Raw genomic sequence first — 12,554 nt, 5'->3', positions numbered from 1 at the left:
GCATCCCCCGGAGCTTCCATGTCTTTGGCCGAATCTTCCCCTCCCTCGTCCCCGGTCACCGCACCCGCGACGCGCAAGCTGCCTGCGCGCTATGCAGCGGTCGTCCTGCCGTTCTTCCTCTCGGTCATCATGACCTGCATCGTCTCGCTGATCAGCACGTTGCACAGCGTGGGCCTGTCCAGGGGCGTCTTGCTGCTGTGGATGTCGGCCTGGGGCCTGTCGTGGATCATCGCGTTCCCGACGCTCATGTTGCTGCTGCCTCTGGTGCGCCGGCTCACGGCGATGGTGGTGCAGGTGCCCGGGTCACGTTGAGGCCGGCGTCGCTGCCAGCACGGACAGCGTTTCCGCGTCCGTGCGGTACAGGTGCAGCAGCGGCCAGGCCTGTCCGTTCTGTGGCAGTTCGCCGGCGCGCTGCAAGGCCGACTCCACCGGCAGCTTGATCCCGCTGATGTACAGCTCGATGCCTTGCCCCTGCAGGTTGCGGCGCATCTGGCCGAACACCTCGACGCCCGTCGCGTCGATACGATTGATCGGCTGCGCAAACAGGCACACGCGGCGCACGTGCGCATTCCTTGCGAGATGCTCGGTGATGTTGCGCTCCAGCGTGCTCGCGGCGGCGAAGTCGAGCTCCGCATCCATGCGCAGCGCGTACGTGTCCGGCGCAAGTGGCGGCAACTGCCACAGGTGCCGGTCGCGCAGACTGCCATCGGGGTGCAGGCCCGCTTCGATGATGCGAGGATGCAGCCGCTGGTACAGGAAGTGTGCGAGGCCCATCAGCACGCCGGCCGCCACGCCCCAGTAGATGCGCGGTGCCGTCACGAGCGTGACGGCCACGGTGACGAGCGCAGTCGCCGCCTCGACGCGCGACACCTTCCACACCTGCACGAAAGCGCGCGGTTTGATGAGGCTGGAGACTGCGGCGATCACGACGGCCGCCAGGACCGCCAGCGGCACGTGGAACAGCAGCGGTGTGAACCAGAGCATCACCAGCAACACGAGCACGACCGTGACCAGTGCCGCCCAACCCGTCTGCGCGCCTGCGTACAGGTTGAGGGCCGAGCGCGAGAACGATGAACTTGTCGGGAAGCTGCCGATCAGGCCGGAGGAAATCTTGGCCAGGCCCTGTGCGATCAGGTCCTGGTTCTCGTTCCAGCCCTGGTGCTTCTGCTGGTTCTCCACCTTCGCGCTCGACGCGACTTCCAGGAAGCTGACGAGCGCAATCACCATTGCGGGCACGATCAGGACGCCCAGTGTCTGCAGGTCGATGAGGCCCGGCAGGTACAGCGACGGCAGGCCCGTGGGCAGGTTGCCGACCACCGGTCCGCCGTTGGCATGGAAGCCGGTGAGCTTGCTCAGGATCGCGGCCCCGGCGAGGACCAGCATCATCATCGGAACGCGAGGCAACCAGCGCTTGCCGGCCACCAGCACCGCGAGGCTGACGACTCCGAAGGCGAATGCATACCAGTCCAGATGGGGTGATGCGAGCCAGCGCGACATCGGCAGGTCGGAACCGATGAGTGCAGGCACCTGCGAAAGGATGATGAGCACGGTCGCTGCCTGGGTGAAGCCCATGAGCACCGGCGAGCTCACGAGGTTGACGATCCAGCCGAAGCGGCCGATACCGAGGATCAGCTGCATCACCCCGCTGAGCAGCGCGAGCCACACCGCGAGTGCGACCCACTGACCACCCGCGGGGTCGGCCAAGCCCGTCAGCGAGGCGCCGACGAGGATGCTGGAGAGGGCCGTTGGCCCGACCGACAGGCGCGGCGATGCGCTCCATATCAGTGCAACCAGCGCCGGAAGGAACGACGCATAGATGCCGGTCTCGAGCGGCATGCCTGCCAGCGTCGCATAGGCCACCGACTGCGGAACGATCACCATGCCCACGGTGAGCCCGGCTGCGAGTTCACCCCGCATCAGCGGCCATGTAGGTCTCGGCCATGCGAGAAAAGGCAACCAGCGGCTGAGAGGCGACATGAACCGATATTAACGTTCTGTCGACATTGAAAAGAAAGACTTACCGTTGGCGAACCGTTCGCGCGGTCCCGGCACCCCGTCCTACAAGACCTTCAGCAGGCGCTGACTGCCCGCCATGGGCTCCGTTCCTAAAGTGGAAGACGTGGCGGGTGGTCCGCCATGCAACTCCATCCAACCGAAAGGAACAGTGTCATGAACAAGCACCAAGTTGAAGGCCGCGCCGATCAGGTCAAGGGCAAGGTCAAGGAAGCCACCGGCAAGCTGACGGGCAACGAGTCCCTCAAGCAGGAAGGCCGCGCCGACCAGGCCGCAGGCAAGACGCAAGCCACCTACGGTGACATCAAGGAAGACGTGAAGGACAGCATCAAGAAGGGTGCCGACAAGCTCTAACCGGCTGTGTCGATCGGGCGTCGGGCCGCATTGCGGCCTCGCCCGACCTTCTTCATTCTCGAAAGGAGATGAGCATGAACCATTCAAGAACATCGATGGGCGTGGCTGCGGCAGTGGCCGCAGTTGTCGCATTGGCTGCCTGTGGCCAGAAAGCCGATGACGGCTCCACCGTGGGCCAGAAGATCGATTCCGGCGTGCAGAAAACCGAGCAGATGGCGCAGAACGGCATGGACAAGGCCAAGGAAGGCACCGCTGATGCTTCCGCTGCCGTGAAGGATGCTGGCGAGAAAGTCGCCGCTGCCGTGGACGATGCGTCGATCACTGCATCCGTGAATGCCAGCCTGGCCAAGGATCCCGACTTGAGCGCCATCCGCATCAACGTGGATACCAAGGGTGGTGTCGTGACGCTTCAAGGTCCCGCGCCTTCCGCCACAGCCCGCGACCGTGCCACCGAGATTGCGCGCAACGTGAAGGGTGTGAGTTCGGTGAACAACCAGCTCACGGTCCAGACAGGCTGACAGCCGTCGAAAGCGCGCTTTGCGCGCACGAAAAAAAGCCCGGCATTGCCGGGCTTTTTGCTGCCCTCCCAGTGAGAGAGGGCGGTGGTGATTACATGCGAACCGTCAGGTTGTTCTGGACGGTCTTCACGCCCTTCACGTTGCGCGCGATGTTTTCGGCCTGGTTCTTTTCCGAGGACGACTTGGCGAAGCCAGAAAGCTGAACCGTGCCGTTCAGCGTCTCGACCTTGATCGCGGCAGCGTCCACGGTCTTGTCCTCGACGAACTTGGCCTTCACCTGGGTGGTGATGGTCGCGTCGTCGACATAGGCGCCGACGGTTTGCTGGTCGCGCACGACAGCGCAGCCGGTGGTCAGGGCGGTCACGCCGACAGCAGCGGCGATCAGCAGGGTCTGGAGGGTACGTTTCATGATGGCTCCTTGGCTAAGGTTTGATGGTTGGGTTTCACGGTGCACTGGCAGTTGAACTGAGGAGTCCGGCGGCACCACTGCCGGCTCCCTGGGGAATTGCTCACGTCACGAAGAAGGCCTCGGGTCGGTATCTGTCGTTGGGCCTGCACTGTTGTCGGTCAGGCGATGTGCGATCAGCTGGCTTGCCGTGCCGAAAATATCGGAGGCTCTCAGGCCTGCTGCCAGCAGCGCCGTCAGTGATACCAGTCGCCACGGCCGGATGACGACAGCTGCAGCGCCCACCGCGGCCGCAACGCCAAGCAGGTGCAGTGGCCGCTCCTTCGCGTAGTGCTGGAATGCGGGCTCGGCAATCGCAGCCACGGTGCGGACGGGATGGTGATGCCACCAGTTGCGGGCGGCTCCCTTCGCGATCTGCCAATAGCCGTAAGAGCCGTGCGCAGAATCGTCCTGCATGTTGGCGTCGGCGTCGCTGTCATCGTGGCCGGAATGACCGGCAGGCGATGAGCGGCGCGGTTTGCCACGATTCATCTGCGCTTGCAAAGCGAGCCGGCTGTGCGTCAGGCGCTGGCGTGCAAGATTGACGGTGTCAGTGCCCACGTTGGCTCTCCTCATGGCTCTTTTCGCTGTTGCGAAGGACCTGGAGATCGGCTTCGAACTGGTTGGACAACGTGCCGAAGATGCGTTCGGGCATCGGCTTGCGTGCGACATTCCAACCCCAAAGGGCCGGAGCGAGCGCGACAAGCGGAATGACGGCGAGGGCCCAGTGGAACTGGCTGTGGACTGCGGCGAGCATGGCGGCGACGCCGGCCAGCATCAAACCCATCGCGAGACTGAAGGCGGTCACCGCATAAGCGACACTGCGCTGCACGAGCTGTTCGCTCGCGAGCGCCGCTTCCTCGCGGGCCAGCAATGCATAGCCCGCAAGGTGCTCGGCAACGATGTCCGGCCTGCGGACCACGACTGAGAACAACGGGTGAAGCATGGTCCTGGCGCTCGTTTCTCGGTACGGATCAACGACGACGTGCAGCCACCAGGATCAGCGCCGTGATCGCAGCGCCGACGGCGGCTGCCACCAGCACGGACTTCATGGGCTGGTCGGCGACCATGCGGCCGGCAGCATCGGTGCCGCGCACGAACGAGTCGCGGGCACGTGCGCTGCCATGCGCCAGCGCATCGAGGCCACGCTGCGCAGCGTCGTGCACGCGGCTGGACCATTGGTCCACGGCAGGCTCGATGTCGCGGCGCAGGTCGCGCACCTTGTCGGCGGTGTCATGAGCCAGCCCACGCGTGGCATCGACGGCCTGGCCGGCGGACTGGAGAACTTCATCGGTCAGCTGGCGGCCGGTACGGGTGGAACTGGTCATGGCAAATCCTTTCAATGCGGTGGGAGTACGGAAAACTCAAACGGAAAAATGAAGCCGGAAGGGCTGGCAGCAGCGTCAGCCGCGGCGGATCAGGCCGACGACAAAGCTGACGATGGCCATGATCGCGAAGATGAAGAACAGGATCTTGGCGATTTCGACGGCGCCGGCGGCGATGCCACCGAAGCCGAACACGGCTGCGATAAGCGCGATGACGAGGAAAACGACGGCGTAGTGAAGCATGCTCTTCTCCTTGGGTTGAAGGGTTGCTTCACATCGAAGCACCTGAGCCACAAGGTTACGGAGCGATGGCCTCAGTCAGCATCGGCTGTCGCCGTGATACCGTGTCGGTGACCGCGAAGCTCGGGTGTAGGAGCACGCCCACACCATCGGCGCGTTGTCCCGCCCGGGACTGCCTGCGTCAGGTCGCAGTGGCCGTGTCCGGGGCCGACCCGGACGGCGCATCATCCCGGTCTTCGGTCACTTTCGGCAGCGGTTTGGGCAGCGTCGCCGAGATGCGTGCACCTTGCCCCTGAGCCGACTCCACGGTGAGCCGGCCACCCAGCGCCTCGACACGGTGGCGCATGCCGGCCAGGCCGTGCGACTGGTGCGACACGTTCCGCACGTCGAAGCCCTTGCCGTCGTCGATGACCTGCACGGTGACGTAGTTCTCGTAGTTCTTGAGCGCGATCGACACTTCCTTCGCCTGCGCGTACTTGCCGATGTTGGTGAGCGATTCCTGCACCAGCCGGTAGGTGGTGAGCTGTCCTGCCTCGTCCAGCTCCACGGCTTCGAGTGCGGTCTCGATGTCCAGGCCGGAGCGCTCGGCGAATTCACGCGCCAGGATTTCGAGCGATGCGACGAGGCCGAGATTGGACAGCGACGATGGCCGCAGGTCTTCGATGATGCGGCGCTTGAGCGCAATGCCGCTGTTGAGGATGTCGTTCAGATGCTGCAGGCGCTGCGTCACTTCAGGTGCTTCGCCCACGCGCGACTTGAGGCGCGCCACGTCCAGTTTGGCTGCGGTGAGGAGCGAGCCCAGTTCGTCGTGGAGTTCACGCGCGAGGTGGCCGCGCTCGGATTCGCGCACGTTCTGCAGGTGGGTTGCGAGTTCTGCAAGACTGGCCGTGCGGTCACGCACTTCCTGTGCGAGGCGCAAGCGCTCGCGCTCCAGTGCTTCCTGCTGGCGCTGCCCGGCCTGTGACAGCGCGCTCGTCTGCCGCAGGTACAGGTAGAACGCGAGCAGGCCGGCCAGCGCCACGATGGCAATGCCGATGCGCGATAGCTGCAGGGCCCGCGTGATCTGCAGTTGCCCCGCCTCGATGCGGAAGGTGCTGGATGCGGCAAGGCGAGACGCGGTCTCGCGCACGGCGGTCATCTGTTCCAGGCCGACGTCCGTGGTGAGGACGAACTTCCATGCGTCTTCGTTGCCCTGCTTGCGCAGTCGGACCGTCACGTCGATCTCGGACATCTTTCGCTGGATGTGGCGCGACAGTTGGGAGAACGTGGCAAGCCCTTCGGGGCTCGTGGTGTAGAAATTGCGCAGTGTGTCCAGGCCCGATGCGATTTCTGCGTTTGCCCTTTCGTAGGGCTCCAGGTACTTGGCATCGCCGGTGAGCAGATACCCGCGCTGACCCGTCTCTGCGTCCAGCATGTTCTGCAGCAACTGGTTGATGGCGGCGCGCGTGCGCTGCGCTTCGGCCATGTCCTCGACAGCCTGGGTGGACCGGCTGTAGCCCGTTTCATTGATGATGATGAGCACGCAGACGGCCAGCACTGCCAGAGGCATGCTGATGGCCATCTTGGGAATCACGAACTTGCGCATCAGAATCTCCATCATGTTTTTCCGTACCATTTCGGGAATAATGGCCGGGAAGGGTACCGTCGCGAGGACAAGCGGCGGCAGCAAATAAAAGGAACGGGAACAATGATCAGAATCGGGATTGTGGACGACCACGCCATCGTGCGCTCGGGTCTCAAGCAGTTTTTCTCCGAGCACACGGACCTTCGCGTGGTGGGCGAGGCGGCCAGCGGGCGCGAAGCCATCGAACTCGTGCGCACCACCGAGCTGGACGTGCTGGTCATGGATCTTTCAATGCCCGGCCAGAGCGGCCTCGACGCGCTCGCGATGATCCGCGCGAAGGCCCCCGATGTCGGCATCCTCATCCTCAGCGGCTACCCCGAAGAACACTATGCGATGAACCTGATCCGCCAGGGCGCGAGCGGCTACCTGAACAAGGAGTGCGATCCTGCGGAAATCGTGAACGCCATCCGCACGATCTCGCTGGGCCGGCGCTACATCACGCCGGCCGTGGCCGAACTGCTGGCCCGGCAACTCGATCGAAAGGAAGACTCCGCACCCCACGAGCAGCTTTCCGAGCGCGAGTTCCAGGTGTTCCTGAAGCTGGCCAAGGGTGAGACGGCAGGTGACATCGCCAAGACCCTTTCCCTCAGCGTGAAGACGGTGAGCACCTACCGCACGCGCCTGATGGAGAAGATGAACCTCGCCTCCAACAGCGACCTGACGTACTACGCGCTGAAGAACAAGCTGATCGATTGAATGGACGCCAGGGCGACGCGTGTCGCTCATCGGCTGTCCGCCGCCCCGCCGAGCGTGGAGGAAAGCTGGACGCAATAGTCGACCAGCGCGTCGATCTCGTTGGATTTGTCGAACACGGCGTCCACGCCGAGTTGCGCGCAACGCTTGCGGATATCGGGCGTCGCGTAGTTGCTGAGCACGACGACCTTCTGGTCCGGCTTGCGATTCGTCACCGCCTGCAGCACGCCAAGACCGCTTCCCTGCTTGAGGAACAGGTCGACGATGGCCAGGTTCCATTCATTGCCGGTATCGCCGAGCCAGAGCCGCGCCTGCGATTCCGTTTCAGCAAAGCCGACCGGCTCTACAAAGGTGAGCTCTTCCAGTGTGCCGATGAGATTTTCGCGGATGGTCGCGTTGTCTTCGACGATGTAGGTTCTCAATCTCACAGGGGTCCAGAGTTTTTAAGCCCCTCCCGGCCAGCACTGAAAACATGCAACTGGGGCTGCGAAAAATTGTGCCAGCCCGCGGTAGTTTTGCTTGTAGGAGAACTCCTACAACCGCATTTGTAGGCAAGGGCCGACATGCGGTCATGCCGATGGCCGACTGTCGGAGGCCCGGCCCGAATGCATAGTCCAGCAAACACCAACCATCGAGGTTCCCATGAAACAGACGTTCGCATTCCTGATGATCGGCATGGCTGGTCTGGCGGCTTCGTTCGCCATGACATTCGGTGAGCCCGCACGCGCAGACATTGCCGTGGCGCACGCGGCGACCCAGCCCCTGCCTGCCGCACTGCCCGACATTTCCGTCGATATGCGCGACAGCTTCGTGCTGCTGGGGCTGGAGGATTGATGCGGCGGCTTGGGCGTGCATGGAGGATTGCTGCAGCTTCGTTCCTCTCGCTGCTGGTCCTTCTCACGCTCCTCGTCGTCTTCTTTCCCTGGGACGTTCTCCGAGAACCCGTCAACCGCTATGTGAGCGGGAAAACCGGGCGTGACTTCGCCATCACGCGCCATCTCGACGTGAAACTGGGTCGCGAGACGACCATCACGCTGGACGGTGTGCGCTTTGCCAATCCGGCCTGGGCGCGCGATGCCCAGCTCGTCGAGGCCGACAAGATCGAACTGGATATCGCCTTCTGGCCCCTGGTGCGCGGACGGATCGAGATGCCGCGCCTGCACCTGTACAACCCGCGCGTTTCGCTGCAGCAGGAGGCTGACGGCCGCCGGAGCTGGGCCATGGGCGAGGACACATCCGACGAGTCCAACTTGCCGAAGATCGGCACCGTACGTGTGGACGGCGGGCTGGTCCGCTACCTGGCTCCGGCCTACGGTGCAGACATCGATCTGCAGTTCAACCTGGCCGATGCCCAGCAGGCCCTGCCGCTGCAATACAGCGCCAAAGGCAAGTGGAAGAACCAGGCTTTCACTGCCGAAGGCCGCGCCGGTGACGTCATGCGCCTGCACGAGATCGGTGAAAACCTGCGTTTCCCGCTGAAGATCGAAGCAAAGGCCGGCCGCACCTCGCTCAGGGCGGAGGGTTCCGTGTCCAGTCTTGCGTCGCTGGAAGGCATTGATGCTGCGGTCGACCTGCGCGGCTCGGATCTGGCAGATCTCTATGCGCTGCTCGGCGTCGTCCTGCCGAACACGCCCGCCTACGCACTGAAGGGTCAGCTCAGCGTACGAGGGGAACAGTGGCAGGTGGCGGGCATGCAAGGCAAGCTCGGCACCTCCGACCTGTCCGGCAACCTGACCTATGACATGGGCCCCGCCGTTCCGCTGCTCAGCGGAAAAATCCAGTCACGCGTGCTGGACATGGATGACCTCGCGCCGCTGATCGGCCTGACGCCGTCGCAACAGGCCAACATCAAGCAGGCTTCCGACACGGCCGATCAAACCGGTACTGTCAACACAGCCATCAACACAGCCACCAATACAGCCAATACGGCGGTCGCCAAGCCTGCAGCATCGACAACGACGCGGCAGGCCGCAACCATGACGACGTCTGCGGGTAGCGCGCGCGTTCTGCCCAACGCGCCGCTGGATACGCAGCGTCTGGCCGCCATGAACGCGGACGTGGTCTACACCGCCCACACCATCCGCCATGTGCAGGCGGTGCCGATCGAGCAGGGCAGCGTGCATGTCCGGCTGCAGGACAGCACCTTGCGACTCGACCCGTTGTCACTTGGCGTGGCCGGTGGCCGCATCCAGGGCCATGTGATCATCGAAGGCAAGGGGCGGCCGGCGAATGTGCAGGCGGTGCTCAGCGTGCGCAATATGCAACTCGACCGCATGTTCCCCACGGTCTCACGCATGAAGGACAGCCTGGGTCGCCTCAATGGCGACATCGACCTTCGCGGCCCCGGCAATTCCGTGGCGCAATGGCTGGGTTCGTCTTCGGGGCACGTGCAGGTGGCGATGGGCGAGGGGCGATTCAGCAACCTGTTGCTCGAAGTCGTGGGGCTGGACGGCGCAGAGATCATCAAGTTCTTTCTCCAGGGCGACCGGAATGTCGAACTGCGTTGCGCGGCGGCTGCCTTCAATGTGCAGAAGGGCCTGATGACGAGCGAGACGCTGGTGCTCGACACGTCCGACACCGTGGTGCTGGGCGAGGGCCGCGTGAACCTGGCCGACGAGACGCTGAACATCACATTGCGGCCGGCCCCCAAGGACCGCAGCTTCCTGAGCCTGCGTTCGCCGCTGAAGATCGGCGGCACCTTCAGTGATCCTGCGGCCGGCCCGGACAAGGGTGCACTGGCCGGGCGCGCCGGGCTGGCTCTGGCGCTCGGGGCCATCAACCCCTTGCTGGCCCTGGCGGCCACCATCGAGACCGGCCCCGGCGTGGATACCGACTGCGCAACGGTGCTGGCCGAGGCGAAAAATGTCGCTGCGAAAGACTCCTCGGAGAAGCGCGGGTCGGCTTCGACACCGCCGGTGGCTCGCAAGCCGGGCGATACGGAGACGAGCCGCCAGGCAGCCAATGCCGGCGTGACGCCAGTCCGGCGCTGACTGGCCCGGGATGTCAGTGACCGGCGCCGCAGACCGGGCAGCCGGGTTGCCGTTCAGCCCGCATCTCATGCCAGGACATGCTTCGCGCATCCAGCATCAGCAGGCGGCCAGCCAGTGATTCCCCGATGCCCGCGAGGAGCTTGATGGCTTCTGCCGCCTGCATGGCGCCGACGATGCCGACAAGCGGCGCGAACACGCCCATCGTGGCGCAACGCGTTTCCTCGAAGGCTTCGTCCGGCGGGAACAGGCAGGCGTAGCAGGGCGATGTTCCCCCACGTGAATCGAACACGGAAACCTGCGCGTCGAAGCGTATGGCAGCCCCCGAAACCAGCGGTTTGCCGTGTCTCACGCAGGCCGCGTTCACCGCGTGGCGCGTGCTGAAGTTGTCGCAGCAATCGAGCACGATATCGACGCTGGCGACGAGTCCGTCGAGCAACGGGCCTTCCGCGCGTTGCGTGAGCGCCCTGACTTCCACTCCCGAGTTGAGGCCCGCCATCGCCTGGCGGACAGATTCGGCTTTGGCCATGCCTACACGCTGCTCGGTGTGGGCAATCTGGCGCTGGAGGTTGGTCAGGTCGACCGTGTCGTGATCGGCCACCGTGATGTGGCCCACGCCAGCCGCCGCCAGATAGAGCGCCACGGGCGAACCGAGACCTCCCGCACCCACGACCAGTGCGCGCGCAGCCAGAAGCCGTTCCTGGCTTTGCTCGGAAAACTCGTCGAGCAGCAGATGGCGCGAATAGCGCAGCAGCTGGTCGTCAGTCAATGCGTTGACGGCGGAGGCCGGCTCAATTTTCCTTGGGCTCTTCCTTGCGCTCGACCTGCGTCTTGCTCACCAGCACGGGGCGGCCCTTGAGCTGGTTGATCGCCTGTGCGAGCTGGAAGTCCTTCTCGTTGCCGAATTCGGGCGGACGGCGGTCCGTCGGGGCTTTGAGCGCTTCGGCTTCGAGGCGCTTGCGCGCTTCTTCACGGGCCTTTTCGCGCGCGGCGTCCTTCACTTCGGGACCCTGGCCGCTGCTGATGTGCTTTTCCAGGTCGGCTTCACGCATGCGCAGCGCGGCGAACGGACTGCCTTCTTCGGTTTCATCCACCAGCACGTCGGGGATGATGCCCTTGGCCTGGATGGATCGGCCGCTGGGCGTGTAGTAGCGCGCCGTGGTGATCTTGAGACCGGTGTCGGGGCCGAGCGGGCGCACCGTCTGCACCGAACCCTTGCCGAAGGTCTGGCTGCCCATGATGGTGGCGCGCTTGTGGTCTTGCAGCGCGCCGGCCACGATTTCGCTGGCCGAGGCGGAGCCTTCATTGACCAGCACCACGATCGGCACGTTCTTCACGGCGGCCGGCAGGCGTTTGAGCGGATCCAGGCTGCTGCGGCGCAGGTAGTACTCGGGCGCTGCCTTGTAGGTGAACTTGCTTTCCGGGAGTTGTCCGTTGGTGGACACCACGGTCACGTCCTGCGGCAGGAAAGCGGCCGACACGGCAACGGCGGCATCCAGCAGGCCGCCCGGGTCGTTGCGCAGGTCCAGCACGAGGCCCTTGAGGTTGGGTTCCTGCTTGTAAACATCTTCCAGCTTGCGGGTGAAGTCGTCCACCGTGCGCTCCTGGAACTGGCTCAGGCGGATCCAGGCGTAGCCGGGCTCGACCACCTTGCCGCGAACCGACTGCGTGCGGATTTCCTCGCGGGTGATGGTGGCGGTGAAGGTGCGGCTTTCTTCCTTGCGGAAGATGGTCAGCACGACCTGCGTGTTGGGTTCGCCGCGCATGCGCTTCACGGCTTCGCTGAGCGTCAGGCCCTTGACGGCGGTGTCGTCGATCTTGGTGATCAGGTCATTGGGCTTGAGGCCTGCGCGGAAGGCGGGCGAGCCCTCGATCGGCGAAACCACCTTCACCAGGCCGTCTTCCTGCGAGATTTCGATGCCGACGCCGACGAAGCGGCCGGTCGTGCCTTCGCGGAATTCCTTGTAGGACTTCTTGTCGAAATACTGGGAGTGCGGGTCGAGGCTGGCGACCATGCCGGAGATGGCGTCGCTGATCAGCTTCTTTTCGTCCACCGGCTCGACATAGTCGCTCTTGACGATGCCGAACACGGCCGCGAACTGCTGGAGCTCCTCGAGCGGCAAGGGTGCGAGCGCACCGCGTGCTGCGGTCTGCAGCGACACCGTCGTCAGAACACCGGCCACCGCACCTGCGGCTACCCAACCCACGATCTTCAGCTTATGGCTCATACGTCACGTCCCTTGTCACGCCTCGGCGCGTACCTGCGATCCAATATACACCTTGGTGCCGCCGCGAATTCAGGGGTTCCGCAGAAGTCGTGCCAGAAGGTTGGATAAAGATGTAAAAGTGGCTGTA

Annotated in this window: 16 protein-coding genes; 6 read left to right on the top strand and 10 right to left on the bottom strand. The window is 64.2% G+C overall.

Annotated features, from left to right (window positions below; translation table 11 throughout):
- Positions 1 to 18 precede the first annotated feature (18 nt).
- Positions 19 to 312, top strand: a complete 294-nt coding sequence (locus tag ACO2Q9_RS05265) for a DUF2798 domain-containing protein (protein WP_423309008.1) — start codon at positions 19 to 21, stop codon at positions 310 to 312.
- On the opposite strand, the gene ACO2Q9_RS05260 is transcribed toward ACO2Q9_RS05265, so the two are convergent.
- Positions 304 to 1,977 carry a SulP family inorganic anion transporter gene (locus ACO2Q9_RS05260; RefSeq protein ID WP_423309006.1) on the bottom strand — a complete coding sequence of 558 codons (1,674 nt, stop codon included), beginning with the start codon at positions 1,975 to 1,977 and terminating at the stop codon, positions 304 to 306. The genes ACO2Q9_RS05265 and ACO2Q9_RS05260 overlap by 9 nt on opposite strands.
- A gap of 192 nt (positions 1,978 to 2,169) precedes the next feature.
- On the opposite strand from ACO2Q9_RS05260, the gene ACO2Q9_RS05255 reads away from it, so the two are divergent.
- Entirely contained in the window at positions 2,170 to 2,367 is a 198-nt protein-coding gene (locus ACO2Q9_RS05255; protein WP_423309004.1) for a CsbD family protein, read from the top strand.
- A 74-nt stretch (positions 2,368 to 2,441) separates the two neighbouring features.
- Positions 2,442 to 2,885: a BON domain-containing protein gene (locus ACO2Q9_RS05250; RefSeq protein WP_423309002.1), complete on the top strand. Its 444-nt coding sequence runs from the start codon at positions 2,442 to 2,444 to the stop codon at positions 2,883 to 2,885.
- Between the two features lie 91 nt (positions 2,886 to 2,976).
- Here ACO2Q9_RS05250 and ACO2Q9_RS05245 read toward each other — a convergent pair whose 3' ends face one another.
- The 6 genes from ACO2Q9_RS05245 to ACO2Q9_RS05220 form a co-directional block, all read right to left on the bottom strand.
- A complete protein-coding gene (locus ACO2Q9_RS05245; RefSeq protein ID WP_423309000.1) occupies positions 2,977 to 3,294 on the bottom strand; it encodes a BON domain-containing protein in 318 nt (105 codons plus the stop codon).
- Positions 3,295 to 3,399: 105 nt separating this feature from the next.
- Positions 3,400 to 3,891 carry a hypothetical protein gene (locus ACO2Q9_RS05240; RefSeq protein WP_423308998.1) on the bottom strand — a complete coding sequence of 164 codons (492 nt, stop codon included), beginning with the start codon at positions 3,889 to 3,891 and terminating at the stop codon, positions 3,400 to 3,402.
- Positions 3,881 to 4,276, bottom strand: coding sequence for a hypothetical protein (locus ACO2Q9_RS05235; protein WP_423308996.1), 396 nt, complete (start codon positions 4,274 to 4,276; stop codon positions 3,881 to 3,883). Before ACO2Q9_RS05235 ends, ACO2Q9_RS05240 begins: the two co-directional genes overlap by 11 nt.
- A gap of 28 nt (positions 4,277 to 4,304) precedes the next feature.
- Positions 4,305 to 4,658 (bottom strand): hypothetical protein, encoded by a 354-nt coding sequence (locus ACO2Q9_RS05230; RefSeq protein WP_423308994.1) that lies wholly within the window; start codon positions 4,656 to 4,658, stop codon positions 4,305 to 4,307.
- A 75-nt stretch (positions 4,659 to 4,733) separates the two neighbouring features.
- Positions 4,734 to 4,898: a DUF1328 domain-containing protein gene (locus ACO2Q9_RS05225; protein WP_423308992.1), complete on the bottom strand. Its 165-nt coding sequence runs from the start codon at positions 4,896 to 4,898 to the stop codon at positions 4,734 to 4,736.
- Between the two features lie 178 nt (positions 4,899 to 5,076).
- Entirely contained in the window at positions 5,077 to 6,495 is a 1,419-nt protein-coding gene (locus tag ACO2Q9_RS05220) for a CHASE3 domain-containing protein (RefSeq protein WP_423308990.1), read from the bottom strand.
- Between the two features lie 87 nt (positions 6,496 to 6,582).
- On the opposite strand from ACO2Q9_RS05220, the gene ACO2Q9_RS05215 reads away from it, so the two are divergent.
- Positions 6,583 to 7,215, top strand: coding sequence for a response regulator (locus tag ACO2Q9_RS05215; RefSeq protein WP_423308988.1), 633 nt, complete (start codon positions 6,583 to 6,585; stop codon positions 7,213 to 7,215).
- 26 nt (positions 7,216 to 7,241) lie between these two features.
- Here the strand turns inward: ACO2Q9_RS05215 and ACO2Q9_RS05210 are convergent, their stop codons facing one another.
- Complete coding sequence (locus tag ACO2Q9_RS05210; protein ID WP_423308986.1) at positions 7,242 to 7,640, bottom strand: response regulator; 399 nt, start codon at positions 7,638 to 7,640, stop codon at positions 7,242 to 7,244.
- Positions 7,641 to 7,854: 214 nt separating this feature from the next.
- Between ACO2Q9_RS05210 and ACO2Q9_RS05205 the strand changes: the two genes are divergently transcribed.
- Positions 7,855 to 8,046: a hypothetical protein gene (locus ACO2Q9_RS05205; RefSeq protein ID WP_423308984.1), complete on the top strand. Its 192-nt coding sequence runs from the start codon at positions 7,855 to 7,857 to the stop codon at positions 8,044 to 8,046.
- Positions 8,046 to 10,202, top strand: coding sequence for an AsmA family protein (locus ACO2Q9_RS05200; RefSeq protein ID WP_423308982.1), 2,157 nt, complete (start codon positions 8,046 to 8,048; stop codon positions 10,200 to 10,202). Before ACO2Q9_RS05205 ends, ACO2Q9_RS05200 begins: the two co-directional genes overlap by 1 nt.
- A 13-nt stretch (positions 10,203 to 10,215) precedes the next feature.
- Here ACO2Q9_RS05200 and ACO2Q9_RS05195 read toward each other — a convergent pair whose 3' ends face one another.
- On the bottom strand, positions 10,216 to 10,968 hold the full coding sequence (locus ACO2Q9_RS05195; protein WP_423308980.1) for a HesA/MoeB/ThiF family protein: 753 nt from the start codon (positions 10,966 to 10,968) through the stop codon (positions 10,216 to 10,218).
- A gap of 22 nt (positions 10,969 to 10,990) precedes the next feature.
- The gene (locus ACO2Q9_RS05190) at positions 10,991 to 12,427 is read right to left on the bottom strand and encodes a S41 family peptidase (RefSeq protein ID WP_423308978.1); all 1,437 of its coding nucleotides are present in this window, start codon (positions 12,425 to 12,427) and stop codon (positions 10,991 to 10,993) included.
- Between the last annotated feature and the right edge of the window lie 127 nt (positions 12,428 to 12,554).

Source organism: Variovorax sp. VNK109, from assembly GCF_049445855.1.
GTDB lineage: Bacteria > Pseudomonadota > Gammaproteobacteria > Burkholderiales > Burkholderiaceae_C > JAGOCV01.
The sequence above is the reverse complement of the archived record's forward strand: the minus strand, read 5'-3'. Positions and strand labels throughout refer to the sequence as shown.